Below are 25,849 nucleotides of genomic sequence, written 5' to 3'. Positions count from 1 at the left end.
AACGGGCTTTTATCAGAAAAATTAGCCTTAAACGACTTCACCTCGCCCAACACCAAAGTGTCTAAAGCCATGATCGACTAGGACTTCATGTTCATAAATATTGCGACCATCGAAAATGATAGGCCGCTTCATCAATTCAAACATCCTGACATAATCCGGACTCCAAAAACGCCGCCATTCAGTTAACACCATTAATGCATCTGCTTGCTCTAGTGCGTCGTACATTTCTGTTACTAAAGTCACACCTGATTGGTCACCCCAGTAATCTTTAAAAGCGCTATTGGCTTTTGGGTCATAAGCCACCACTTCAGCTCCTTGTGCCACGAGCGCTTCAATCGTTTTAACACTCGGTGCATTATCCACTGTTGCGGTATTCGGTTTAAATGACAACCCCCAGACAGCAACCTTTAAACCTCTCAAATCATTTTTGAAGAATCGCCAAGCTTTTCTAAACATCACTTCTTTTTGTGTTTCATTGTTTTGTAATACCGCTTTCAATAGGTCTGCATCGTAGCCTTTTGACTCAAAAGTGCCGACTAACGCCTGCACATCGGCCGCAAAGCTCGGGCCACCAAAACCACATCCTGGAAACAAATAATTAAACCCAATCCTTGAATCCGAGCCTAAGCCCTGACGGACTTCTTCAATATCAATATTAAAATGCTCGGCATTATTCGCCAGTTCATTCACCAAACTGATTCGAGTGGCTAAAAGTGCATTCACCGCATACTTGGTGTATTCAGCGGCTCGAGTCGACATGATTTTGACTTGATCCGTCACATGATTAAAAGGCCGCATCAAGTCTTTGATCAAAGCAATAGCGCCCTCATTATGACAACCTAAAACAACACGCGAGGGTTTGGAAAAATCACTGATAGCAGAACCTTCACTGATAAACTCGGGCATTGAAGCAACCGCAACGTTTGCAACCAGCCCTCTTTGCGCAAAGGCTAACTTAATGCTTGCTTCGAAACGATCCGCCGTTCCAATAGGAAAAGTGCTTTGATTTACAACCAAGACATCCTTTGAAGCCGACTGTCCGATTGCATCAATGACCAGCTCTGCTTTGTCTGCTCGCCAAGAAGGCATACTGAGAAAGTACGCTTCTCCATGTTGAATCCCTTCTGACCAATCATGAGAAAAATCCAGCCGACCTTCTTTTACTTGGCTTGCGATTAATTGATCAAGACCGGGTTCATCTCTCGGCAAGAGCCCCTGTTTCAATTCTTCCGCTTTCGCCTTTCCGACTGGAATGGCTAAAACCTCGTTACCTGTGTGCGCCAAAGAGCCTGCCGTGACAAGTCCACTTAACTCACATCCAAAAACTGTAATTCTCATTTCACAACCCTGTCAATTAACCCTTTAGTCGAACTATCGAAACTGTCTGCCAACGGCTGGTCTTTGATGGCATTATAGGTTTCTTTTGCAATTAATTTTCCGAGCTCCACACCCCATTGATCAAAAGGATTTATCTCCCAGATCACACTTTCCACATAGGTTTTATGCTCATACATGGCGACCAACATTCCGAGCGTTTTAGCCGATATGGTTTTAATCAGAATGGTATTCGAAGGCTGGTTGCCTGGATAATGTTTAAAAGGAGAATCAAAACTGGCTTTTAAATCTGAAGGAATAGCGTTGTCCCCCAACATTAAAACTCGAGACTGGGCAAAGCAATTCGCCAGTGCCAACTCATGCTGGTGTCTTAAACTTTCATCTCGTTCAGTATGTGAGTCCGCATCAAAGTCATCCCGCTCAACGGGTGCAATGAAATCGCACATAACAGCTTGCGTTCCCTGGTGCAGAAGTTGATAAAAAGCATGCTGTGCATTCGGCCCCACTTCCCCCCATAGAACAGGACAAGTCTTATAAGGAACAGACTCACCCGAACGCGCAACGGATTTACCATTACTTTCCATAACCAACTGCTCAAGATACGCTGGCAAATAACGCAACCGAGCATCATAAGGCAAAATGGCCTTATCATGAATGTTTAAAAAGTTGATATTCCAAATATCAATTAAAGCCAAAATAACCGGTATATTCTTCTTCAAATCCGCTGTTGCAAAATGCTGATCCATTTCATGTGCACCTTGCAGCAACTCACGAAACCCATCCATACCAATTTTCAGTGCGATCGGAAAACCTATTGCAGACCAAAGTGAATAACGCCCTCCGACCCAATCCCAAAACATTAATTGGTTTTCGGGCGGAATTCCCCATTCTTGCATTTTATCCGGTTTTGTTGAGACCCCAATAAAATGCTGTGAAAGAATAACTCGCTCATCCTTAATGCATTCTTTCAACCAATCTTTGGCCGTTTCAGCATTGGAAAGAGTATCAATGGTTGTAAAAGACTTGGATGCAAGAATGAATAACGTGGTTTCTTGTTTAAGCCCTCTAAGCAGATTAGAGGTTTGTGTGCCGTCAATTGAGGAAATGAAATGCAAATTGATGGGAGAACTCATCGTTTGCAAACTATGGGTGATCATTAGTGGCCCTAAATCCGATCCTCCCACTCCAATATTCACTACATCCGTGATCGGCTTACCACTGTAACCTCGCCAATGGCCAGAGCGAATCTTTTTAGTCATCAACTCCATTTTCCGCAATACCTGCTCAATATCAGGTTGAACCGTTTCCGCGACTCCCGAAACATCTTTACTTAAGGCTCTCAGCGCAGTGTGTAAAGCAGGTCTATCTTCGGTATCATTAACATGCTCACCAGTCATAAGACGATGAATTTCTTTCGGCAATTTCTGCTGTTCGGCTAACTCGATTAAAAGCTGGATGGTTTCCTGTGTAATACGGTTCTTTGAGAAATCAACATATATGTCCGATAACTCTAAAGAAAAATCATCTTGCCGACTCGTATCTTGAAATAGTTTCGACAAATGAACGGACCCCATTCCGGAGTCGCTATGAAGCTGTAACGCTTGCCATGCGGATGATGTCTCAACGCCCATCGAATCCCCTTAATTTAATAGTTCAATACAACCTTATTTTTTCTCGAAAATTAAATCAACTTAACTTCAACGATTTTAAGTAAGCTTTAAACCCTTTCCCCAAAGCTTTATCTCTTAATGCGTATTCAACATTTGCTTGGAGATAGCCTAACTTGTCCCCACAATCATACGTCTGGCCATTTTTAAATTCGAAACCAAACATGACTTCTTCATTCAGCAATTCGTCCATCGCATCAGTAAGCTGAATCTCACCGCCAGCTCCTGGCTTAGTGGTTTTTAAAATTTCCATCAATCTTGGTGTAAAAATATAGCGCCCGACAACAGACAGGTTGGAAGGTGCATCCGCTGGCTTTGGTTTTTCTACCAGTTCTACAATTCTAAGATCAGGTCCTTTTACCGCAGCAATACCATATTTTTCAACTTGGTCATCCGGCACCGCCTCCAATGCCACCACACTGGTATGCATTTTTCGATACTGCTCTGTCATCTGAGCCAAACAACCTTTAACTGAATGATGCATCAACACATCCGGTAACAAGACCGCGAACGGCTCGTTATCGGCTATAATTGGGGATGCGCATAAAATAGCATGACCCAACCCTAAAGCTTCAGGCTGGCGCACACTGACAATTCGAACGCCTTTTGGCGTAATCTCTTTCAAGGATTCAAGACGGTCCTTTTTCCCCCTAATTTCTAACTCCGCTTCCAACTCATAATGCTTATCAAAGTGATTTTCGATTGCCCCTTTACTTGAATGAGTCACCAGAATAATATCGGTAATCCCGGCTTCAGCTGCTTCGTGAATAATATATTGAATTAAAGGCTTATCTACGACCGTCAACATCTCCTTCGGAATGGCTTTTGTTGCTGGCAAAAAACGGGTGCCCAACCCAGCTACAGGAATAACGGCTTTTGTTAATTTCTTATACGACATAATTTCTCAGCACACTCTTCAATTTACTATCTATTCTTATTATAAAGCCATCGTTGACTCTACCCTAAAACATCCCTTATACACAATAATACCCAAAAAAAGAATAAATTCATCCTTTGGCTGAAATTAAAAACACAATTTCGGCATCATTATCTTCCACAACGGATGACACCAACCCCTGACTTACACAAAAAGCCGGAATATCTTTTAAAGCTGATTTATCGGTTACGCTTAACTGAATATTTTGCTGATGAATATCGACCTCTGCCAATGCCTTTTTAAGCTTAACCAAAGGCAAAGGACAAGGAAGCTTCTTAACATCTAATAAAAAAGGGGATTTCACAATTCACATTCCTTCAATGCAATACTTACAAACTTATCTTACAATAGCTTTACTGTTATTAATAAAGAGTTGTCAATAAAAATGCTTTTGAGGTTTTTGCTTTTATATTGTTTTTGCTTACCATTGGCATTTGCTTCAAACAACCTGCCAGACTTGGGCGCTCCTGATTTAAAAGATTATGACAGCCATACAGAAACACAACTGGGACAAGCTTTTTCAACAGCCCTCCATACCCATTATGACCTAGTCTACGACCCTATCATGCTGAGTTATATACGAAGAATCGGTGAGAAAATCACCAGTGAAACCGGCAAAAACAGAAACTTTAGCTTCTTTATTATTGACAACCCTGAAATCAATGCCTTTGCTGGCCCTAATGGGGTAATTGGAATTCATACGGGATTAATCGCCTCTGCTCAGTCTGAAGATGAACTGGCTTCAGTTATCGCACACGAAGTAGCGCATGTCACCCAAAGACATCTTTCACGCACATTTGAATATCAGAGTAACGTCAACACAGCCAGCATTGCTTCATTAATTGCGGCTATATTGATAGGATCGCAAGACCCAAGCGCAGGGATTGCAACCTACATGGGGGCAATGGGTCTCAATATCCAACAACAACTTAAAAACTCTCGAATCTATGAAAGTGAAGCGGATTATTTTGGCATTAAATACCTGAACCAAGCAGGCTACAGCCCTTATGCGATGGGAGAGTTTTTTGGGCGCTTATCTAAGGAAATGCAAATCTATGAAGGTACGCCACCAGAAATATTATTAACACACCCTGTCACAGCAAACCGTCTTGCAAAAGCGAATGATCGTGCTGCTCAGCTAAAAACTGAATCACAGCTTCTTAAGAGCGACTCATTAACTTTAGTTCAGCTTCGTTTAAACTTTGTCACAAAAACACAAACTCAAACGTACAATACCAAAACGCTTTCATCTTCTGAAACCTGCTATCTCAATAACTTGAAAAATCTATCAGATCAAGGTTTAAGTCGTCCTCAATATGACTTAAGTTGCCTGAAAGCCGCATCTGAACAAAACCCAAAAGAAAGACTCTATAAACTACTCTTAGCGAAAATTAAGACAGAAACAGGCGATTCATCTGCATTACAAGACTATGAATATTTAACAGCCGTCTACCCGTCAGACTTCAGCATCGTGTATTTATACGCTAAGAGCCTAATCAGCTTTAATCGAACACAAGAAGCCATTCAGTTACTCACCCAGAAAACCCCTAAGTTTCATTATCAATATTTACTGTATTCAGAGCTTTCAAAGCTGTATGCGGAAAAAAACCAGAATGATTACAGTTACTACTATGATGCATTGGCAAACTATAATATTGGGAACCTTCCCAAAAGCACTTTTTTGGTCAATCAAGCTGAGAAGATCACAAAAAATAAAAAATCAAAGCTTTATCAAAAGATCATTCAATTAAAAAATGAACTCGATAAAATTTCTCAAAAACAACAACGGAATCAACCGTCATAAAAATTTATTTAAACAGTATTAAATATTACTATATACGAATAACAACAAAATACTTGCGAATATTATTTATATGAGTAACCTATGCTTCTAAGAGCTCAAAGTGCTCAAAAATAACTACCCTTACTTCAAAAGGGAAGAATATATTAGAAAAGCGATTAGGCTTTTTTTAGGAGGATAAGAATGTTGAAAACGAAAATGAAGCAATTACTAACTGCTCTGACCATCTCAACAGCAATGGTCTCAGCACCTTTAGCGACTCAAGCAGCCGATAAAGGTGCTAATAATATTGAAGCAGGTAAAAAATTAGCTTTCAGTCGCTCAAAAGGAAACTGTCTAGCTTGTCATATGGTTCCTGGTGGAAACCTACCTGGTAACATTGGACCAGCGTTAATTGCAATGAAATTACGCTATCCTGACAAACAAAAATTGTATGACAAGGTTTGGGGTACACCAGATACACAGGTTCCAGACAGCATGATGCCTCCGTTCGGACAAAACGGAATCTTATCAGACGATGAAATTCAAAAAATTGTTGATTTCATCTATACGCTATAATTTTAGTTTTTTTATTTAAACCTTAACCGGGAGTTTTAAACCTTATGAAACGTAGATCTTTCCTTAAAGGTACCCTTGCAACTGGTGCAGCTGCTGTCGCAGTTAACGCTGGTCTTCTAACACCTTCAACTGTACTAGCAGCTTGGAACAAAAAAGCATTCGAAGCTAAAACAACTGATGATGCGCTAAACGCAACTTTCGGTAGTGCATCAGTTGCTAAATCAGGTGACATCGAACTTAATGCTCCAGCTATTGCTGAAAACGGTGCTGTAACACCTATTAAGGTTGATGCTTCTAAAATGTCTGGTGTTGAGTCTATCGCAATCCTAGCTAGCAAAAACCCTATGCCTTTAGTTTGTGAATATAGCTTCTCTGGCCCTGCAATTGGTTATGTTTCTACACGTATCAAAATGGGTGAAACACAAAACGTAATGGCAGTTGTTAAAGCTGGTGGTAAATTATACAAAGCAGAACAAGAAGTTAAAGTAACAATCGGTGGTTGTGGTGGTTAATCCATCAACCCTTTGAATGATACTTAAATTAATAACTGCAAGAAATTGAAAGGAAATAACATGTCAATTAAAATCAGAATGCGTGGAAAATCTAAAGGTGGCGTTGCTGAAGTAAAAGCACTAATCAAGCACAAAATGGAATCTGGTGCTCGTATGAACAAAAAAACAGGCAAGCCATATCCTGCTGAGTTCATCAACATGGTTGAAGTTACTGTAAACGGAACTAAAGCAGTTGATGCTCAATGGTCTGGTGCTGTTTCTGCAAACCCTTACATGGGTGTTAAAGTTAAAGCTAACAAAGGTGACGAAGTTACTCTTTCTCTAGCTGACAACACTGGTAAAAAAGGAACTGAAACAATTAAGCTAAGATAAGCTAATTGCAGACCTAGCTTCTTCCCTTTTATAAGGGAAGAGCAACCTTTCTATATATAATAATACTTTATAAATAAAGAGTTCTCGGACGGAGGAATAGGATGAAGAAAACATTGCTAGTCGCCTTAACATTAGGTGCAACAGCGACAGCCAATATGACAATGGCTGCGAATATGGATCCTGAACAAAGTCGTCAACAATTAGTAGACTACTTTCAAGCGAAGCATCCAAATATCAAATTCGAAGATTATAGACTCGGTGCCTATAATTTCTCAGAGGACAAGAAAGCTCAGTGGGAAGCCGCTGAAGAATTTCCTCCATATCTAGACGCAATTGATGCCGGTGAAGCACTTTACAATAAAGACAAAGCAACTTATCAAAAATGCTTTGGTAAAGATGTTACAAAAGTACGCGTCATGTTCCCACGCTTCAACGAAGATACACAACAAGTTGAAACGTTAGAACAACAAATCAATAAGTGTCGTACAGATGCAGGTTTGAAAGCATTTAAATGGAAAAAAGGCTCTATCGCTCAACTTTCCGCTTACTTTGCTTACAATGCTCGTGGACAAAAAATTGATGTTAAAATCGAATCTGAAGGAGCTAAAAAAGCATTCTTTGCAGGTCAAGATTTCTACATCAAACCTCGTGGTCAGCTAAACCTATCATGTGCTAAGTGTCATACTTATAATGATGGTCGTAAAGCACGCGCGAACTTATTATCTCCAAACCTTGGTCATACAAGTCACTTCCCTGTTTTCCGTGCTAAATGGCAAGAACTAGGAACGTTACACCGTCGTTTTGGTGGCTGTAATAAAAACATGCGTGCCAAGCCATTTAAAGCGCAAAGCGAAGAATACCGTAACCTTGAGTTCTTCGAAGCTTATATGTCAAACGGCATTGAAATTGATGGACCTGGTTACAGAGAATAAGCTTAAGCTCTATTCTAAAGACCTATAATAAAAAACCCGCTATTAAGCGGGTTTTTTATTGTCCCTCTATTTTAAAACCTTATAAAGCAACCTCTCGCCTACCTTCTGCTATTTACTTCCCTGAAGCTCATCCTTCCTAACTATTTACACTACCTTTCAGATCCTGTCCTGACACGCAGACATAAAAAAACCGCTGAAACCAGCGGCTTTAAAGAAGGCACGTCAACCTGTAAGTAATGCTAATTCACTTCAAGCATCTGCTCACCTTCATAAACCCAGTTAAACCCTTCACGAACCCATTTCTCAATACGAATCAGCAATTCAGGGTCATTTAAACCAACCTTCTGGGCAATCATAAACACATTCTCTTGCTCTTCCTGACCAAAGTGTCCATCTTTATAGGACAATTTAACCAGTTCTTGTAATAAGATCATTTTTGATTGTTTTGAACTGAATGCCGTTAGAGTATCATCAATGTTTATTTCAGATTTATCCAAATCATACTCAATACCAAAAGCATCACTAAAATTCTTTAAGTACTGCTGCTCTTCATCAGACACATCATGATCTGCGTGAGCAAGTAATACAGCTAAGTCGAATACCGCTTGGCGCTGTTCAGAAGTTAATCTATCTGCAAACATGTGTTTTTATCCTTTCATATAATTTATTTTAATGCTCAATCTGCTCAACGTTTCGAACTGCACCAAACGCCGCACTGGTTGTCATCGCGGCATACGCTCTTAACGCCGCACTGACTTTTCTTGTTCTCTGTTCAGCAGGTTTCCAGGCAGCTTTGCCTTTTGCAACCATAGCCTGTCTTCTTTCGGCTAATTCTTCATCCGTTAAATCAACACTGATGGTTCGATTTGGAATATCAATCTTAATAAGGTCTCCTTCCTCAACCAATCCGATATTACCGCCTTCTGCAGCTTCTGGCGAGCAATGACCAATCGAGAGACCTGAAGTCCCGCCAGAGAAACGCCCATCAGTTAAAAGAGCGCACTCTTTGCCCAACCCTTTTGACTTCAGATAACTGGTCGGATACAACATTTCTTGCATTCCTGGACCACCTTTTGGCCCTTCATAGCGTATTAGAACAACATCTCCGGATTTCACCTCATCACCTAAAATCGCAGCCACTGCAGCATCTTGACTTTCGTAAATCCGAGCTGGTCCTGAAAACTTGAAGATCTCTTCGTCTACACCTGCCGTTTTGACAATACAGCCATCTAACGCGATATTACCGTATAAGACAGCCAAACCGCCTTCTTTTGTATAAGCATGCTCAACACTTCGAATACAACCATTTGCATCATCATCATCCAACGTCTTCCAACGTTTGTTTTGACTGAATGCTTCTGTCGTTCTGACATTGCCCGGCGCAGCTCTATAAAAAGTTTTAACTGCTTCATCATCTGTGCGCGTAATATCCCATAAATCAATCGCCGCAGCCATAGTCGACGCATGAACGGTTCTAACATCTCGATTCAATAGCTCTGCGCGATCTAGCTCACCTAGAATTCGCATAATACCACCGGCTCGATGAACATCTTCCATATGGTACTCTTTTGAGTTTGGCGCAACCTTGACTAAACATGGAACATTCCTTGAAATTCGATCCATATCTGCCATTGTAAAATTGACTTCTGCCTCGCGCGCGATTGCCAATAGATGCAAAACCGTATTGGTTGAACCGCCCATTGCAACATCCAATGCCATTGCATTTTCAAATGCTTCAACCGTTGCAATGGAACGAGGTAAGACACCATCATCATCTTTTTCATAATAAAGCTTAGCAAGTTCGACAATTCGACGACCCGCTTCTTCAAATAAGTGCTTTCGATCGGCATGAGTGGCTAGAGTAGAACCATTTCCTGGTAAAGCTATTCCTAATGCCTCCGCCAAACAGTTCATCGAGTTTGCTGTAAACATCCCTGAACATGAACCGCACGTTGGACAAGCCGAGACTTCAACATCATTAATATCAGAATCAGAACAATGATCATCGGCTGCCATCACCATTGCATCAACCAAGTCCAGTTTGATCTCAGTGCCCCCTAAAACGGTTTTCCCAGACTCCATTGGGCCACCGGTCACAAAAATTGTTGGGATATTTAGGCGCATGGCAGCCATCATCATACCCGGAGTGATTTTGTCACAGTTAGAGATACAGACCAGTGCATCCGCACAGTGAGCATTACACATATATTCCACGGAATCGGCAATCAAATCACGTGATGGCAGAGAGTACAACATCCCGTCATGCCCCATCGCGATCCCATCATCAACGGCAATAGTATTAAATTCTTTAGCAATCCCGCCGGACTCTTCAATGACGCCCGCAACAAGTTGTCCCATATCTTTCAAATGAACATGACCCGGTACAAACTGAGTAAAAGAGTTCGCCACCGCAATAATCGGCTTACCAAAATCTTCCGTTTTCATGCCTGTTGCACGCCATAAAGCACGTGCACCGGCCATATTTCTTCCGTGGGTACTGGTTTTTGAACGATAATCTGGCATTTTATTCTCCTTAAACAGTCTTGGCATGTCGCTTTTTTTTGTTTTTGTTGCTAGCCTGTTATACTTATATAATTATATTTATAAACATTTTCTCATATCTATGCATCAATCTGAATTAGATTTTACGAATAACTTAAGACAAGCGTCTCCTTACATCGCAAAACATCGCAATAAAACCATTGTGATCTATTTGCCTGGCGACCTTATTTTTAATTCTGATGCATTACAACAACTGGCAAAAGACATTGTTTTACTGAACAACCTTGGCTTAAAAGTTGTCCTTACACTGGGCGCCTCATTTCAAATCAACCAAGCATTTGAAGCCTTAAATATTCCTTGGCAGACTCAAAACGATACCCGTATCACCACACTAGAACATCTAGAGGTTTTTCAAAAAACCATCGGTGTTGTTCGAGCACAGGTTGAAGCAGCCTTCAGCAAGGCATCAGCTGAACAAAATATTCACCTTACCATTGTGTCAGGCAATTGGGTCATCGCACAACCCAAGGGTATTATTAACGGCATCGACTTTCAACATACGGGCATTTTAAGAAAAATCAATAACCAAGCCATTGAAAACACCTTGAATGCAGGACAAGTTGCACTACTGACTCCACTGGCCTATTCCTTGACAGGCGAAGTATTTAATTTAAATACGTTAGAGCAAGCTTTTGCCATTGCCACGAAATTAGATGCGGACAAATTGTTAATTTTTACAGACCAGGCCACCTTAAAAGATCTGCCTCAAGCTTTGTCTCGTAAAGACGTCAAGAATCACCTTGAATCATCTCAAAACAACAGTCAAAAAAGACTACTCAAACTCGCGACCGAAGCAAACGAACATATTCGTCGAATCCACTTAATGTCACAAGACAACCCCAGTGCAATGTTGCTAGAGCTTTTCAGCCGAGATGGTCATGGTACTTTAATTTATAACGATCGTTACCATGACCTTCGGCCTGCTCAAAGCGACGATGTCGCGGGCATCATCAACCTCATTACCCCCTTGGAGCAAGAAGGTATTCTAACCAAACGTTCCAGAGAAACCCTGGAGTTAGAAATCCATAATTTTTTAGTCATCGAAATTGACCAGAAAATCATTGGTTGTGCAGCGCTTTATCCAATCGACAATCAAAATGCTGAGCTAGCTTGTCTCGCCGTTGATAAAGCATATCAAGGACTTGCACTCGGTGAAGAACTTCTCAATGCCATTCAGAAAAAAGCACTTGACCGTAATGTCTCGACGCTCTATTTACTGACAACTCACACGCACCATTGGTTTATTGAACATGGATTTATCGAGTCAACGCCATCACAATTACCTGAAAGCAGGCAATCTTTTTACAACAATCAAAGACAATCAAAAGTATTACTTAAAAAGTTATAAATGAATACAATCACCCACATCAAAGAACGATTCCGCGGCTTTCTACCTGTTGTTGTCGATGTCGAAACAGCAGGCTTTGACCCTCAAACCAATGCCTTAATTGAAATTGCCATCGTAACATTGAAAATGAACTCAGATGGCACGATCGAACGCGACCAGACAGTTCAAGCCAATGTCCTGCCCTTTAAAGGCTCACAATTAGACAAAAGCGCACTGAAATTTATTGGCGTCGAAGACCCAACGCACCCTTTTAGAATGGCTGTTTCTGAAAAAGAAGCTTTGGAAAAATGCTTCACGCCAATTAGACAACTTCTTAAAGAAACCGACTGCAGTCGAGCGATCCTAGTGGGGCATAATGCTTTTTTTGATTTAAGTTTTGTAAAGGCGGCTGCAGACCGATGCAAAATCAAATCACCCTTTCATGAATTCAGCACATTTGATACCGTCTCTCTTGCTGGGTTAGCTTATGGTCAAACCGTACTCGCAAAAGCGGTACAACTGGCTGAAATTGAGTGGGATAATAGCAAAGCGCATTCGGCTGAATACGACACCATTAAAACGGCAGATTTATTCTGTAAAATCGTCAACCAGTGGCCAATCGAAAAAACAAGAACATTGCTTTAACAGTTTTCCATCAAAAACCACCAGGCCTGGTGGTTTTAAACACATTTGAAGTAACTTACGCTTCCTCAGAAACAGCTTCATTAGCCTTTGCCATCAGCGTTTTTAACTCACCTGATTCAGCCAGCTCTAACGTGATATCACACCCGCCTTGTAACTCTCCCCCAATATAAACTTGTGGAAAAGTAGGCCAGTCCTGGTATTTTGGCAAGTATTCAAAAATCAAAGGATCCGCAAGCACATTCACAAAAGCAAACTTTTCGCCTGTCTCAACCATGGCTTGCGCAGTTCGGCTAGAAAAGCCACAAGAAGGCATCTGTGGTGTTCCTTTCATATAAATAACAACCGGATTATTCGTGACCTGCTCATGAATACGGTCTAAAGTTTCTTTTTCTTGATTATCCATTCCATTCTCCTAAGATCAGGTAAAAAGCACGTTTTCGTGAATACCTGAGTTGTAAACAAGGTTATTGTAACAAATCACAACAAAAATCCTAGGTGAAGTTTTACGTAACGCTTAAGTTTATCTGAAATTATCGAACATAAGGATCGACATGTCGCTGCAACCACAGCTCTAATAACGCCGCATGCCACAATTTACTGCCTTTAATAGCGGTAAAACTTTCGTCCGCTTCCGGTTGCTCTAACAACTTTTGAATATAAGCCGGTTTAAAAATGCCTCTGGCTTTCGCTTGAGGGCTGGTCAAAACCGATTTCATCATCTCGTAAAACGGGCCCCGGACATATTTTAAAGCCGGCATAGGAAAATACCCCTTAGGTCGATCAATCACTTCATCCGGTACAATCCCTCGGGCAATCTTTTTCAGAATATACTTAAAATCCTTCAATTTAAGATCGGTTGGCGCCGACATGGCCAGTTCGACCAAATGATGATCTAAAAATGGCACTCGAGCTTCCAACCCCCAAGCCATAGTCATATTGTCAACTCGCTTAACCGGGTCATCGACAATCAGTGTCGTCGTGTCTAAACGCAACACTTGATCCAAGTAGCTGTCTGCGCCTTCTTCCGATAAGCGATCGTTAACCAACTCTCTGGTGACATCATAAACATGATATTCCTCTTCAATCATCTCTAACCATTCTTCATGAGAACGATCAAAATAATAGGGAGCAAAGGCATCTACTGGTCGAGAAGCATCTTTTAAAGACTCTGCCGCTTTTGCCATCATTGGATACCAGAAATACCCCGCAAACACTTCATCCGCCCCCTGACCCGACATCACGACTTTAACTTCTTCAGAGACTTTTTCGGATAATAAATAAAAGGCAACCGCATCCTGTCCAAACATCGGTTCAGCCATCGCATCGACCGCTTCGGTTAATCGAGGCAGGACGGTTTCATTCGGAATCAAATATTTTTGATGCTTGGTCTGGTACTGATCCACCACTAAGTCGGAATATTCAAATTCACTGCCCTTTTCTTCCGGAACGTCTTCAAATCCAATGGAAAAGGTTCGAATATCCTCAACCCCGGCTTCCGCCAACAATGCCACAATTAAACTCGAATCCAGTCCACCCGATAACAGAACACCAACCGGTACATCAGCTGCGGTCAGTCGTTTATGAACAGCTTGCTTCAGCGACTCATGAATGGTGTCAATCCATTCCTCTTCTGTTTTTGGAGCACTCTCTGCTGTTGGGCGTTTGGCCTCTAAATGCCAATAGGACTTTTTGTACATTTGTCCATCAGGGTTCACAATCATCCAATGACCCGGTTCCAGCTTTCGAATGCCTTTTAAAATCGTATGCGGTGCAGGAACCACGGCATGCAAGGTAAATTGATGATGTAATCCAACCGGATCAATATCGGTGTTAATACCACCAGAAGCCAATAAGGCTTGCGTATTGGACGCAAAACGAACGCCCCCCTCGACAGGCGCATAATAGAGAGGCTTGATACCAAAGCGATCGCGCGCCAACAACAACTGATGTTGATGATCATCCCAGATAGCAAACGCAAACATGCCTTCGAAACGGGTGACACATTCCATTCCCCATTGACGATACGCTTTTAAAATCACCTCAGTATCAGAATGCGAACGAAATTCATGTCCGAATTCAATGAGTTCATTACGAAGGGCTTCATAGTTGTAGATACACCCATTGAACACCAAACTGATTTCGTCATCCAACATCGGTTGATGCCCGCCATCAGACAAATCAATAATGGATAATCGACGATGCCCTAACCCCACATGATTCTGCACCCAGGTGCCGCCATCATCCGGTCCTCTTTTTTCCAGTTCGGCTAACATTGGAACCAATTTGGTTTCCGAGGCCATTTGGCCATCCCAATAAATCTCTCCACAAATTCCGCACATTATTTGATACCTTTCGTTCAAGCTGTCGCTATATGAATACCGCCTATTTTAACGAATATTGTGTAAATTTATTGACTCTTTATACCGGAGTCATTAAAGTCAAAATCGCATAATATCTCTGTTTTAAACGCTCAAAAGGATTGGTATGAAGGTTTACGGACTCACTGGTGGCATAGGAAGTGGCAAGACAACGGTTCGTCAACTATTTGAACAAGAAGGTGTACCGACACTCGATGCCGATCAGATTGCACGTGACGTGGTTGCCAAAAACCAGCCAGGCCTGGCTGAAATTGAACGCATATTCGGAGCAGATTTCTTAACAGACGGGGAATTAAATCGTGCTAAATTACGCGAGTTAATTTTCAATGATACCTCGGCCAAAAAAACACTGGAAGCTATCTTGCATCCACTTATTCGCCAACGAACAGAGCAACTCATCGAGCAATTAGAAAAACAACACCCACCTGCGATAGTGATTGAAATTCCCTTATTAACGGAAACAGGAAAACCAAACTATATTGATGAGGTTATCGTACTGGATCTAGCACCTGAGACTCAACTTAAACGAGCCATCACACGCGATCAGTTACCGGCAGAAGATATTCAAAAAATCATTCAACAACAAGCCACAAGAGCTGAGCGCCTATCTGTTGCAGACATTATTTTAAACACAGAACAATCAACAGAAACACTCAAAAAAGACATCCAATCTCTACTACACAGCAATCAAGACACCTGATTTCAAGATTTTATCTGTTTTTCAAACGTGTTATGCTGTCATATGATAATCAATTTTACTCACTGTTTAAATAAATCATCAAGAGTATACTGACCGATGCCATATCAAGTCACTTCCATTCAAAACGACAAAACGTTCACGTCGATCGTGCCACGCGGAGAACTTGCATATGCCATTATTAAATATTTGGTCAAGCTAGGGCTAACTTTAGACAGTTTTAAAGAACTGGTCAAAACCAGTGGACTCAATCCAGCGCATATTTTAAGCGAAGAAGAATTTCGTGTATTAGCAGAGCAACACCCTGAAATGAGTTTGATTTATGAAAGCATCCAGCTCAAAAACAACCAACGGATGTATTTCCATACCAATTGGACCGTTCCCAGCACACACTGGCAATTATTAAATCAAGAATTACAAAAATACCAAGTACAAGTCACGACCTTGAAAACACCCGACTTACCCGCTTACATTCGAGCACAAAAGAGCGCCGCTGTAGATTAAATCGGCTCTGGCCACAACCCTGAAATAGCCGCAATGCCTTGAGCCCCCTGTTTCCTAGCTTCTGTTACGTCTGACAGTTTCATTCCGCCTAAAGCATAGACTGGAATAGGGATCTCTGCCACCATCTCTGCAAACGCATTCCAACCCATTCCGCTCATATCAGGATGAGAGCGGGTGTCTTTCACCGGAGAGAGTAACAGCAAATCGGCATTCAACTCTAATGCCTTCGCCACTTCCGCTTTGGTATGAGTCGAGATGCTTAAAATTTTATCTTCTGCAACAGGTCTCTCCGTCAGCTCCATAATCATGGTAGAAGCCAGTTGCAATCCATCTGCTTCAGGTAAAGCCTCTAGCCAAGCTGGTTTGCCATTGATTAAAATCTTGGCATCTTCATAACGATGCGTCAGTGTAATGGCCTTTTTAGCCAAGATTTTAAACGCGTCTTCCTCCATTTTCTTGGCACGCAGCTGAACTAACCGAATCCCTTCTTCCAATGCCGCTTCCAAACGATTCAACGCATCCAGTTCATCATGAAAATCCCCCGAAATCATGAATGCCTCCGGTAACTGTAATGCCGTCAGAATACCTTTATTGGCTTCGGGAAAATCGTACTCGCTCAGTTCTGAAATAGCCGTCCATTGAACCGGCTGCCCTTCCTTACCGTGTGGCTCTCCTTGAAACTGGCCTGATTCATAGACATGCAAATGCACTGATACACTTTCATAATCCCAAGGAATTTGAATTAAAGGTTGCCAGTGCGCGGTTTCAACCCCGACTTCCTCTTGAAATTCACGAATTAATGCTGCTTCCACCGACTCTCCACTTTCTACCTTACCGCCAGGAAACTCCCACTTCAGCGCATGACTTTGTTTTGCTTGTCTTTGGGCCAATAAAACATGATTTCCTTGTCTTAAAACCCCTATTGCGATATCGACTCTTTGATTCATTTAAATTCTCTCTAAACTTGATTTAGCTCCATTTTGTCAAAAAACGGCCAGGCCTGGTAGTTTTTGAGTTTAAATTCAGCCAAAAAGACTCGTTAAACGTTAAAATATTGGCATTGTAAATCGAATTTGGGAAAAACTATGAGTCAATACTGGAGTCAACTTGTTCACACACTTACCCCTTATGTTCCGGGTGAGCAACCTAAAGTCGACAACTTGATAAAACTAAACACCAATGAAAGCCCTTATCCGCCTTCGCCATTGGTCTTAAACGCTTTAACAAACCAGTTAAATGATAAGTTGAGACTTTATCCCGATCCAAGTTCCGAAGATCTTAAGCAGAGTATAGCCACATACTATGGTGTTGAATCCCGTCAAGTTTTTGTGGGCAACGGGTCAGATGAAGTGTTAGCCCATGCTTTCATGGCTCTATTGAAACAAGACAAGCCCATTTTATTTCCGGATATCAGCTACAGTTTTTATCCTGTTTATTGCGGTTTATATGAGATTGACCACCAAACCATTCCCTTAACGGATGCGTTCGAAATCAATCCTGCAGATTACAACATTGAAAATGGAGGGATTATTTTCCCCAACCCAAATGCACCGACAGGCAGACTGTTGCCCCTGCAAGCCATAGAGCAAATCGTGCAACAAAACGCCTCATCCGTGGTGGTTGTGGATGAAGCTTATATCGATTTTGGTGGCGAATCAGCTGCCCAGCTTGTGAAGCGTTATCCAAATTTATTGGTGGTGCAAACCTTCTCAAAATCTCGTGCATTGGCAGGGCTTAGAGTTGGCTTTGCGCTTGGTGATTCGGCACTTATTGAAGGGTTGGAGCGTGTTAAAAACAGTTTTAACTCTTACCCTCTTGACCGTTTAGCCACTGCTGGTGCCATTGCCGCAATCGAAGATGAGGCCTATTTCAAACAAAGTTGTGAAAAAATCATCTCTACCCGTGACACATTGACTCAGTTTTTAGAAGATAACGGGTTTGAAGTCATTCCTTCTGCCGCAAACTTTGTGTTTACTAAACACCCTCAGATGCAAGCAGAAGACATTGCACAGCAATTAAGGAAAAAAGCCATTATTGTGCGTTATTTCAATAAACCTCGTATTGATCAATATTTACGCATTACAATCGGAACCGAGCAAGAAAACACACAGCTTTGCCAGGCGCTCACCGACATTCTCAAAGCTCAAAACACATAAATTTCGCTTATAAAAAAACGCCAACTCAGTGGCGTTTTTTTCTGATCAAGCTCTATCGGTTATGTTCGATATTCTGCATTGATTTTGACATAATCATACGAAAAATCCGTTGTCCAAACAGTTTCTGAAACCTGACCACGGTTCAATATAATACGAATTTCAATATCCGTCTCATTCATCACTGCCTGACCCGCTTCTTCGGTATATGAATCAGCACGACCACCGTTATCCACCAGTAAAACATCGCCCAGATAAATCTGCAATGCATTAATATCCAAACCAACAACGCCGGCACGTCCCACAGCCGCCAAAATCCGACCCCAGTTAGGATCAGACGCGAACAGTGCGGTTTTTACCAATGGAGACAACGCGACAGCATGCGCGACTTTCAGGCACTCCTCAACAGAGTCCCCTGATTCAACCTTAATGGCTACAAACTTAGTCGCACCTTCCCCATCTCGCACAATCATTTGTGCCAATTCAGTCATCACTTCATTTAACACTTTTGCAAAAACCTGATAGGCAGAAGAATCAGGATCTGTAATTTCGGGCATGTCTGCCTGCTGTGTCGCGGTTAAGGTACACGCATCATTTGTCGAGGTGTCTCCATCAACCGTAATTCGGTTAAACGACAGTGACACCGAATCGAGCAAGGCTTTGTCCAGGCAGGCCTGGGAGATTTTAGCATCCGTTGCTGCAAATCCTAGCATGGTCGCCATGTTCGGATGAATCATACCCGATCCTTTTGAAAAGCCGGTCAACGTCACAGTATGACCTTCAATATCAAATTGACGGCTGGCAGTTTTCGGATGGGTATCCGTCGTCATAATTCCTTTTGCAGCCATTTCCCAACCATCAATGGTTTGATTTGCAATGGCTGCGGGCACGGCGGATTCAATTTTAGGCATAGGTAAATTTTGTCCAATCACCCCTGTAGAAAAAGGCAGCACCGCTTGTTCGGAAATACCGAGCTCTTCAGCCACCCAATGACAGGTTTGTTGTGCATCTAACATGCCTTGTTGACCCGTCCCGGCATTGGCATTACCGCTGTTAATCACCAACGCGCGGGTCGGAGTGTTTTTTAAATTTTGTTTTGCCAGCGTAACAGGCGCGGCACAAAAGGCATTCGTAGTAAATGTCGCAGCCGTGCGACTGCCTTCCACAAATGAAATAACGACAAAGTCTTCTACCCCAGACTTTTTAATTTTTGCCTGAGTTGTTCCTAAATAAACACCAGAGACGGGATGAATATTTGATGTTTGCGCCATACTGTTTCTCCAAAATAAAAAAGTCCACACTGGCAATGAATTCAAAATTCATTTGCATATGCTTCACGGCATATGCGCCAGAGTGGACTTCAATAACGCTTGTTTAGATTTTAATTTAATTTACCACAACATTGTTTATATTTTTTTCCTGAACCGCAAGGGCAAGGATCATTACGCCCAACTTTCGGGGTTTCACGACGATAAGTCGCATCAGCTGAATCCTGTTCGGAATCTGATGAGCCATTCACAGCATCAGAAATCCCTTTTGCAGCCGGATGATTGGCTTCCAATTCCTGTGGACGCTCTTCAATCTGTTGCTTTTCATAGGCATCAACATCATCTGCGCCTTGAATTTGAACCATCGATAAAGTTTGAACGGTCTCAAACATAACCTCATCCAGAAAGGCTTCAAACATTTCAGCAGCCGTCGCACGATACTCCTGGAAAGGATCTTTTTGTGCAAATCCTTTTAAGTGGATCCAGCGACGCAAATAGTCCATTTCATTTAGATGTTCACGCCATTGCTTATCAATGGTTCTAAGTAACACTTCTTTTTCAAAATGATGACGGGTTTTTTCATCAATCACCGCCATTTTGTTTTGATAAAGCACTTTGGCTTCTGCGATAATTTTTTCACGCAGTTTTTCTTCAAACAGTCCTTTATCTTCTTGCAACCAATCTGAAATAGGGAAGGTTAAGCCTAGGTCATCCTGAAGCTGCTTTTCCAAACCAGACACATTCCATTGCTCTTCAATGCTTCCTGGCGGAATAAAGCCAGCCATCATTGTTTCAATGACATTTTCACGTAAAGCATCGATAATCTCAGACACATCCTCTTCTTCCATCAGCTCATTACGCTGAGCATAAACCACTTTGCGCTGTTCATTGGAAATATTATCGAATTTCAATAAGTTAGCACGTTCATCCTGGTGCATTCTTTCAACTTGCTTTTGCGCGCGTTCAATCGATTTGGTCACCATGTTATGTTCAATGGCTTCATCCGATTTCATGCCCAGACGACGCATCATGTTTTTCACTTTTTCAGATGCAAATCGGCGCATTAAGTCATCATCTAAAGATAAGTAGAAGCGTGTCACCCCTGGATCACCTTGACGCCCGGAACGGCCACGTAACTGGTTGTCGATACGGCGTGATTCATGTCTTTCTGAACCAATAACCATCAGCCCACCTTTTTCGACAACTTCATCATGCCTGACTTCCCAATCAGCTTTGATTTCAGCTATTTGCGCTTCCGTTGGATTATCTAAAGATTCGATTTCCATGTCTAGGTTCCCCCCTAGCACGATATCGGTTCCTCGACCCGCCATGTTTGTCGCAATAGTCACCGCTCCTGGACGACCCGCTTGTGCAATAATGGTAGCTTCTTTTTCATGCTGCTTCGCATTCAAGACATTATGCGGAATGCCTTCTTTTTCAAATAAAGAAGACAGTACTTCAGAGAGTTCAATAGATGCTGTCCCAACTAAAATTGGCTGCCTTGTTTTAACGACTTCTTTCACTTCTCGGACGATGGCTGCCAACTTCCCTTCAATATCCAAGAACACCAAATCCGGCAAATCTTGACGCTTTGGTACTTTATTGGTCGGCACCACAACCACTTCAAGGCTGTAGGTCGATAAAAACTCACCTGCTTCAGTATCGGCTGTCCCTGTCATACCAGACAACTTCGTGTACTGTCTAAAGTAATTTTGAAAGGTAATCGATGCATAGGTTTGGCTTTCGGCCTGGATCGGAACACCTTCTTTGGCCTCAACGGCCTGGTGCAACCCATCCCCCCAACGACGACCAGACATTTTACGTCCAGTAAATTCATCAATAATCACGACTTCATTATCCTGAACAATGTAATCGGTATTCTTTTCAAACAAAAGATGCGCTCTTAAGGAAGCATTCACATACTTCATCAAACTGATATGCTCGGCATCATAAAGAGAATCGCCTTCTTCCAGCAAACCAACCTCAACCAGCATGGCTTCAACTTTTGAATGCCCTTCATCAGTCAAATGGATTTGCTTCGATTTTTCATCAATCGTGTAATCACCACTCGACGTTTTGGTCTCTAGATCCTCTTCACCTCTTTCCAGTCCTTTGACCAAAGGGTTCATTTTTTGATATAAATCTGACTTATCTTCAGCAGGCCCGGAGATAATGAGAGGCGTTCTGGCTTCATCGATCAGAATCGAATCGACCTCATCGACAATCGCAAAATTTTGCCCTCGCATCACTCGCTCTTCAGCGAAGATCGCCATATTATCGCGAAGATAATCAAAACCGAATTCATTATTGGTTCCGTAAGTAATGTCTGCGTTATAAGCAGTTTGCTTTTCATTACTGGTCTGACCAGACAGAACGACTCCTGTCGTTAAACCTAGAAAGCCATATAGCTGCCCCATCCATTCCGCATCACGAGAAGCCAAATAATCATTCACGGTAATGACATGAACCCCCTTACCCGATAATGCATTTAAATAAGCAGGTAGTGTTGCCACCAGGGTTTTTCCTTCCCCTGTCCGCATTTCAGAAATTTTCCCTTCGTGTAGCACCATCCCCCCAATTAACTGGGTGTCGTAATGACGCATTCCCATGACTCTTTTACCGGCTTCTCTTACCACCGCAAACGCTTCAGGCAGAATCTGATCTAATGAGATCCCTTCAGAAATCTGGCTTTTAAAATAATCTGTTTTCGCTCTGAGTTCATCATCCGAAAGCTGAGATAAGCTTTCTTCTAACGCATTAATTTGTTGAACTTTTTTACGGTATTGTTTAAGCAGTCGTTCGTTTCGACTACCAAATAATTTTTTGAAAATATTAAGTGCCATTAGCGCTTGAATCCAATAAAGAGTTTAGTTGTATAAACCTTATTTCATAGGCTATACAAGGATTGATAGAAAAGGCTGAACAATGCCGAACCGATATGATGAAACACCATTTTACGAGTTATCGACAACTTGTAAAGCACTACTGCTATTTTAGTAAATGCTGATTATTCTAACACATTTAAAAGGATGACAAAGTAAGGAGAATCACGAACATTTGGAATCAATCATTCGAAAGAGAGGGCTCTACAAACCGAGCATGCGTGAGTCACTCTTTTCACTAAGAATGACTGCACTTTGAATCTGATAAAAACAAAAATCAGGAATAAATTGCGTTACACAAGAATCTTACTACTACCATACTGAATTGGCGGCTCTTCATCATCATACGTTACAACTTCATATGCCTCAGAATCTGCCACTAACGCTCTGAGTAGCTGATTATTTAATGCATGGCCTGATTTATGCGCTGTAAACTCACCAATAATAGGATGGCCTGCCATATATAAATCCCCAACGGCATCCAGAATCTTATGGCGCACAAATTCATCTTTGTCTCTAAGCCCTTCCTGGTTCACAACGCCATTTTCATCCAATCCAATCGCATTATGTAACCCAGCACCCAGCCCCAAGTTTTGAGCTCTTAGCTTTTCCATGTCTTTCATAAACCCAAAAGTCCGAGCCCGGCTCACTTCTTTAAAATAAGCCGTCGAAGAAAAACTAAGCGTCATTTTTTCAGCCGTTTGGTCAAAGGCAGGATGATCAAACTCAATCGAAAAATTTAAACGGAACCCTTCATAAGGTTTGAATTCCGCCACGCCGCCTTTTTCATTTTCGACCTGAACCTGTTTTTTAATGCGTATAAATTTCTTTGGCGCCTCTTGCAGCTGAATACCAGCTGATTGTAGCAAGAAAATAAAATGTGACGCACTCCCATCCATAATAGGCACTTCGTCGGCCGTGATATCAATATACAAATTATCAATACCGACGCCTGCTAGAGCTGACATTAAATGCTCAATCGTGGCAATTTTAATTTTTTGCTCGCCTTGCTCTTGCACAATGGTCGTACACAGCATCGTTTCTTTGACTAATTCAGGTGAAACAGGAAATTCAACGACAGGAGTTTGATCAATTCGGCGGAATACGATTCCGGTATTCACAGGAGCCGGGCGCAACGTCATAATTGATTTATGACCGGTATGAAGCCCGACACCTTTAGCTTTGATAGGATTGGCAAGAGTTCTTTGTTTCACGCGATTGTCTTCTACTTTATTGAAGTAAACTATAATCGGTGAATTTTAACACAGATAGCAAACCGCTCTTTCTAAAAATTTTTACTGAACCAGCTTTTCATTTTTTCAAGAACAGATTCTTTATCTAACGTTAATTCACTTGCTTTTTCTGAGGAAAAACGAGTCCCTGGATGTTCTTTTGCATACATTAACAGGCCGACAGTTGTTGCAAAAGAAGGGTTACACACTTCTTCTTTAAGGCCGGTCACATCATGAGGCATTCCTAAACGTACAGGCATATGAAATACTTCTTCTGCCAATTCGACCGCTCCTTCCACTAGGGAGCTTCCTCCCGTCAACACAATACCCGCCGCAATTTTGTTTTCAAAATCAGTACGACGTAATTCGGCTTGAATCAACTGAAAAAGTTCTTCATAACGTGGTTCGATCACTTCTACCAAAGTGTGGCGTGACAAACATCTTGCCGGTCGATCCCCCACACTCGGCACTTCAATTTCTTCATCTTGAGAGATTAGCTGAGGTAAAGCACACGCATATTTTTTCTTAATGTCTTCTGCCGCTTGTTTAGGCGTTCTTAACGCCATCGCAATATCATTGGTGACTTGATCTCCGGCCACCGGAATCACAGCCGAATGTCGAATTGCGCCATTTTGAAAAATCGCAATATCCGTGGTTCCCCCACCAATATCAACCAGGCAAACCCCTAACTCTTTCTCATCTTCTGATAGAACCGCCTCAGAAGACGCCAGCTGTTCTAAGATCAGGTTATCCACTTTCAAGGAGCAACGTTCAACACACTTGGTAATATTTTGTGCCGCACTCACTGAGCCCGTCACCATATGTACTTTTGCCTCTAAACGCACTCCCGACATCCCAATGGGCTCACGAATCCCCCCTTGGTTATCGATCATGAATTCCTGAGGCAGAATGTGCAATACTTCCTGATCTCCAGGAATCGCAATGGTTTGCGCTGCGTCAATGACTCGCTGAACATCTTCTTCTTGAACTTCCTGATTACTGATCGCCACCATGCCATTCGAGTTAAAACTGCCAATATGACTACCTGCAATACCAACAGAAACGGATTCTGCCTTTATGCCGGACATTCTTTCTGCTTCATCAATTGCTCTCTGAATCGACTCAACCGTTGAATCAATATTAACAACAACCCCTTTTTTTAGCCCTTTAGAAGGATGAGTTCCCATACCAACCACTTCAATATTGCCATCTTCTTTCACTTTTCCGATGATTGCTGCAATTTTTGAAGTACCAATATCTAAACCGATCACAACATTAGCGTTGGGGTTTTGTTGCTTTCTTGCCATTCGTTTTTCACCTTTAATTGGATAATGCTAATACAAGCACTTTACCGCTTCCATACTTTGGCGTAGCGTTTATGCTACTCTTCAAGCTGTTTTTTCTGCTTGATAACAAAGCCATTACTATATCTTAAATCAAATACTTGTGCGAATTTTCTTAATGTTTGTTTGGTCTTTGGGAGCGCCCTGATAAATCGACTTAATTTCGCTTGCCACGCTTCTTTATCCAGCAGCACCGTCACGCCCGATAAAAAATGAACATCCCAACTCCCATCTGGCTGTTGCTTTAACATATCAATCGTCCAGCCTAAGGGTTTAAACTTCTCTTGAAAGACCATTAAATCATGCAATAGCTTTCTGGATTGCAAGGGGTTTCCCTCTAGAACAACCCAATCTCTAAAAGGGGTAATATCATGCGGGTAAAAAATATCACCCGATTGATTTAATAGACCATCTTCACGCCAACGCGCGACAGGATTTTGCTCTTCAAGTGAAATAATGACTTTATTCGGCCAGCGTCGTTTCACTTTTGCTTTATAAACCCACTCCAAGCGTAACAAATCAGCATGAAGTTTTTCTAAGTCAACTCGCCAGAAAGATTCACCAATATAAGGTTGAACAATGTTTTGTACTGTTTCGGAGGAGACTCTTTTCAGCTCCCCATTCAATTGAGCCTCAGTTAATACACGCGCAGGTGAAAAAAAAATCCAAACAGCAATCAAGATAAACAAACTTAAAACAAACGCTAAAGATAATTTCTTTTTCACCGTAGTATCAGCCCAGTCC

At 41.9% G+C, this 25,849-nt stretch carries 24 protein-coding genes; 10 read left to right on the top strand and 14 right to left on the bottom strand.

All coding sequences use genetic code 11. The annotated features are described in order from the left end of the window. Positions 1-27: 27 nt before the first annotated feature. The 4 genes from GHNINEIG_RS03200 to GHNINEIG_RS03185 form a co-directional block, all read right to left on the bottom strand. Positions 28-1,338, bottom strand: coding sequence for a UDP-glucose dehydrogenase family protein (locus GHNINEIG_RS03200; RefSeq protein WP_135795309.1), 1,311 nt, complete (start codon positions 1,336-1,338; stop codon positions 28-30). Beyond that, positions 1,335-2,966: a glucose-6-phosphate isomerase gene (pgi, locus tag GHNINEIG_RS03195; protein WP_135795308.1), complete on the bottom strand. Its 1,632-nt coding sequence runs from the start codon at positions 2,964-2,966 to the stop codon at positions 1,335-1,337. Before pgi ends, GHNINEIG_RS03200 begins: the two co-directional genes overlap by 4 nt. A gap of 55 nt (positions 2,967-3,021) precedes the next feature. Continuing rightward, the gene (galU, locus tag GHNINEIG_RS03190; RefSeq protein WP_135795307.1) at positions 3,022-3,900 is read right to left on the bottom strand and encodes a UTP--glucose-1-phosphate uridylyltransferase GalU; all 879 of its coding nucleotides are present in this window, start codon (positions 3,898-3,900) and stop codon (positions 3,022-3,024) included. Positions 3,901-4,009: 109 nt separating this feature from the next. Continuing rightward, complete coding sequence (locus GHNINEIG_RS03185; protein WP_223260925.1) at positions 4,010-4,243, bottom strand: sulfurtransferase TusA family protein; 234 nt, start codon at positions 4,241-4,243, stop codon at positions 4,010-4,012. A gap of 81 nt (positions 4,244-4,324) precedes the next feature. Here GHNINEIG_RS03185 and GHNINEIG_RS03180 point away from each other — a divergent pair, with 81 nt between their 5' ends. From GHNINEIG_RS03180 to soxA, 5 genes are all read left to right on the top strand, one after another. After that, positions 4,325-5,743 carry a M48 family metalloprotease gene (locus tag GHNINEIG_RS03180; RefSeq protein ID WP_135795305.1) on the top strand — a complete coding sequence of 473 codons (1,419 nt, stop codon included), beginning with the start codon at positions 4,325-4,327 and terminating at the stop codon, positions 5,741-5,743. A gap of 180 nt (positions 5,744-5,923) precedes the next feature. Beyond that, the gene (soxX, locus tag GHNINEIG_RS03175) at positions 5,924-6,298 is read left to right on the top strand and encodes a sulfur oxidation c-type cytochrome SoxX (protein WP_135795304.1); all 375 of its coding nucleotides are present in this window, start codon (positions 5,924-5,926) and stop codon (positions 6,296-6,298) included. A gap of 44 nt (positions 6,299-6,342) precedes the next feature. Then, positions 6,343-6,810, top strand: a complete 468-nt coding sequence (gene soxY, locus GHNINEIG_RS03170) for a thiosulfate oxidation carrier protein SoxY (RefSeq protein ID WP_135795303.1) — start codon at positions 6,343-6,345, stop codon at positions 6,808-6,810. Positions 6,811-6,870: 60 nt separating this feature from the next. Next, positions 6,871-7,182, top strand: a complete 312-nt coding sequence (gene soxZ / locus GHNINEIG_RS03165) for a thiosulfate oxidation carrier complex protein SoxZ (RefSeq protein ID WP_048810610.1) — start codon at positions 6,871-6,873, stop codon at positions 7,180-7,182. A gap of 101 nt (positions 7,183-7,283) precedes the next feature. Beyond that, positions 7,284-8,114, top strand: coding sequence for a sulfur oxidation c-type cytochrome SoxA (gene soxA / locus GHNINEIG_RS03160; protein ID WP_135795302.1), 831 nt, complete (start codon positions 7,284-7,286; stop codon positions 8,112-8,114). A 239-nt stretch (positions 8,115-8,353) separates the two neighbouring features. Here soxA and GHNINEIG_RS03155 read toward each other — a convergent pair whose 3' ends face one another. Both GHNINEIG_RS03155 and ilvD read right to left on the bottom strand, forming a co-directional pair. Beyond that, the gene (locus tag GHNINEIG_RS03155) at positions 8,354-8,755 is read right to left on the bottom strand and encodes a tellurite resistance TerB family protein (protein ID WP_135795301.1); all 402 of its coding nucleotides are present in this window, start codon (positions 8,753-8,755) and stop codon (positions 8,354-8,356) included. Positions 8,756-8,783: 28 nt separating this feature from the next. Further along, the gene (gene ilvD / locus GHNINEIG_RS03150) at positions 8,784-10,637 is read right to left on the bottom strand and encodes a dihydroxy-acid dehydratase (RefSeq protein ID WP_135795300.1); all 1,854 of its coding nucleotides are present in this window, start codon (positions 10,635-10,637) and stop codon (positions 8,784-8,786) included. A gap of 100 nt (positions 10,638-10,737) precedes the next feature. On the opposite strand from ilvD, the gene argA reads away from it, so the two are divergent. Both argA and rnt read left to right on the top strand, forming a co-directional pair. Continuing rightward, positions 10,738-12,024, top strand: a complete 1,287-nt coding sequence (gene argA, locus GHNINEIG_RS03145; RefSeq protein WP_135795299.1) for an amino-acid N-acetyltransferase — start codon at positions 10,738-10,740, stop codon at positions 12,022-12,024. Next, complete coding sequence (gene rnt / locus GHNINEIG_RS03140; RefSeq protein ID WP_135795298.1) at positions 12,025-12,648, top strand: ribonuclease T; 624 nt, start codon at positions 12,025-12,027, stop codon at positions 12,646-12,648. It abuts the gene before it with no gap. A 55-nt stretch (positions 12,649-12,703) separates the two neighbouring features. On the opposite strand, the gene grxD is transcribed toward rnt, so the two are convergent. Continuing rightward, entirely contained in the window at positions 12,704-13,051 is a 348-nt protein-coding gene (grxD, locus tag GHNINEIG_RS03135; RefSeq protein ID WP_011370017.1) for a Grx4 family monothiol glutaredoxin, read from the bottom strand. Positions 13,052-13,178: 127 nt separating this feature from the next. Beyond that, the gene (locus tag GHNINEIG_RS03130) at positions 13,179-14,987 is read right to left on the bottom strand and encodes an N-acetylglutaminylglutamine amidotransferase (RefSeq protein WP_135795297.1); all 1,809 of its coding nucleotides are present in this window, start codon (positions 14,985-14,987) and stop codon (positions 13,179-13,181) included. 145 nt (positions 14,988-15,132) lie between these two features. On the opposite strand from GHNINEIG_RS03130, the gene coaE reads away from it, so the two are divergent. Both coaE and GHNINEIG_RS03120 read left to right on the top strand, forming a co-directional pair. After that, on the top strand, positions 15,133-15,726 hold the full coding sequence (coaE, locus tag GHNINEIG_RS03125; RefSeq protein ID WP_135795296.1) for a dephospho-CoA kinase: 594 nt from the start codon (positions 15,133-15,135) through the stop codon (positions 15,724-15,726). A gap of 96 nt (positions 15,727-15,822) precedes the next feature. Then, positions 15,823-16,227 carry a hypothetical protein gene (locus tag GHNINEIG_RS03120; protein ID WP_135795295.1) on the top strand — a complete coding sequence of 135 codons (405 nt, stop codon included), beginning with the start codon at positions 15,823-15,825 and terminating at the stop codon, positions 16,225-16,227. Here the strand turns inward: GHNINEIG_RS03120 and GHNINEIG_RS03115 are convergent. After that, positions 16,224-17,174, bottom strand: coding sequence for a Nudix family hydrolase (locus tag GHNINEIG_RS03115; protein WP_135795294.1), 951 nt, complete (start codon positions 17,172-17,174; stop codon positions 16,224-16,226). The two genes, GHNINEIG_RS03120 and GHNINEIG_RS03115, sit on opposite strands and share 4 nt — an antisense overlap. 138 nt (positions 17,175-17,312) lie before the next feature. Here GHNINEIG_RS03115 and hisC point away from each other — a divergent pair, with 138 nt between their 5' ends. After that, entirely contained in the window at positions 17,313-18,383 is a 1,071-nt protein-coding gene (gene hisC / locus GHNINEIG_RS03110; protein ID WP_135795293.1) for a histidinol-phosphate transaminase, read from the top strand. 59 nt (positions 18,384-18,442) lie between these two features. On the opposite strand, the gene argJ is transcribed toward hisC, so the two are convergent. The 5 genes from argJ to GHNINEIG_RS03085 form a co-directional block, all read right to left on the bottom strand. Further along, the gene (gene argJ, locus GHNINEIG_RS03105; RefSeq protein WP_135795292.1) at positions 18,443-19,651 is read right to left on the bottom strand and encodes a bifunctional glutamate N-acetyltransferase/amino-acid acetyltransferase ArgJ; all 1,209 of its coding nucleotides are present in this window, start codon (positions 19,649-19,651) and stop codon (positions 18,443-18,445) included. A 110-nt stretch (positions 19,652-19,761) separates the two neighbouring features. Then, positions 19,762-22,491, bottom strand: a complete 2,730-nt coding sequence (secA, locus tag GHNINEIG_RS03100) for a preprotein translocase subunit SecA (protein WP_135795291.1) — start codon at positions 22,489-22,491, stop codon at positions 19,762-19,764. Positions 22,492-22,823: 332 nt separating this feature from the next. After that, positions 22,824-23,744: a UDP-3-O-acyl-N-acetylglucosamine deacetylase gene (gene lpxC / locus GHNINEIG_RS03095; RefSeq protein WP_135795290.1), complete on the bottom strand. Its 921-nt coding sequence runs from the start codon at positions 23,742-23,744 to the stop codon at positions 22,824-22,826. 71 nt (positions 23,745-23,815) lie between these two features. Then, positions 23,816-25,069: a cell division protein FtsA gene (ftsA, locus tag GHNINEIG_RS03090; RefSeq protein ID WP_135795289.1), complete on the bottom strand. Its 1,254-nt coding sequence runs from the start codon at positions 25,067-25,069 to the stop codon at positions 23,816-23,818. Between the two features lie 74 nt (positions 25,070-25,143). Beyond that, entirely contained in the window at positions 25,144-25,830 is a 687-nt protein-coding gene (locus GHNINEIG_RS03085) for a cell division protein FtsQ/DivIB (protein WP_135795288.1), read from the bottom strand. Between the last annotated feature and the right edge of the window lie 19 nt (positions 25,831-25,849).

Source organism: Hydrogenovibrio crunogenus, assembly GCF_004786015.1.
In the GTDB taxonomy this organism is placed as follows: domain Bacteria; phylum Pseudomonadota; class Gammaproteobacteria; order Thiomicrospirales; family Thiomicrospiraceae; genus Hydrogenovibrio; species Hydrogenovibrio crunogenus.
Note: the sequence above shows the minus strand (reverse complement) of the source record. Positions and strands in the feature narration are given on the sequence as shown.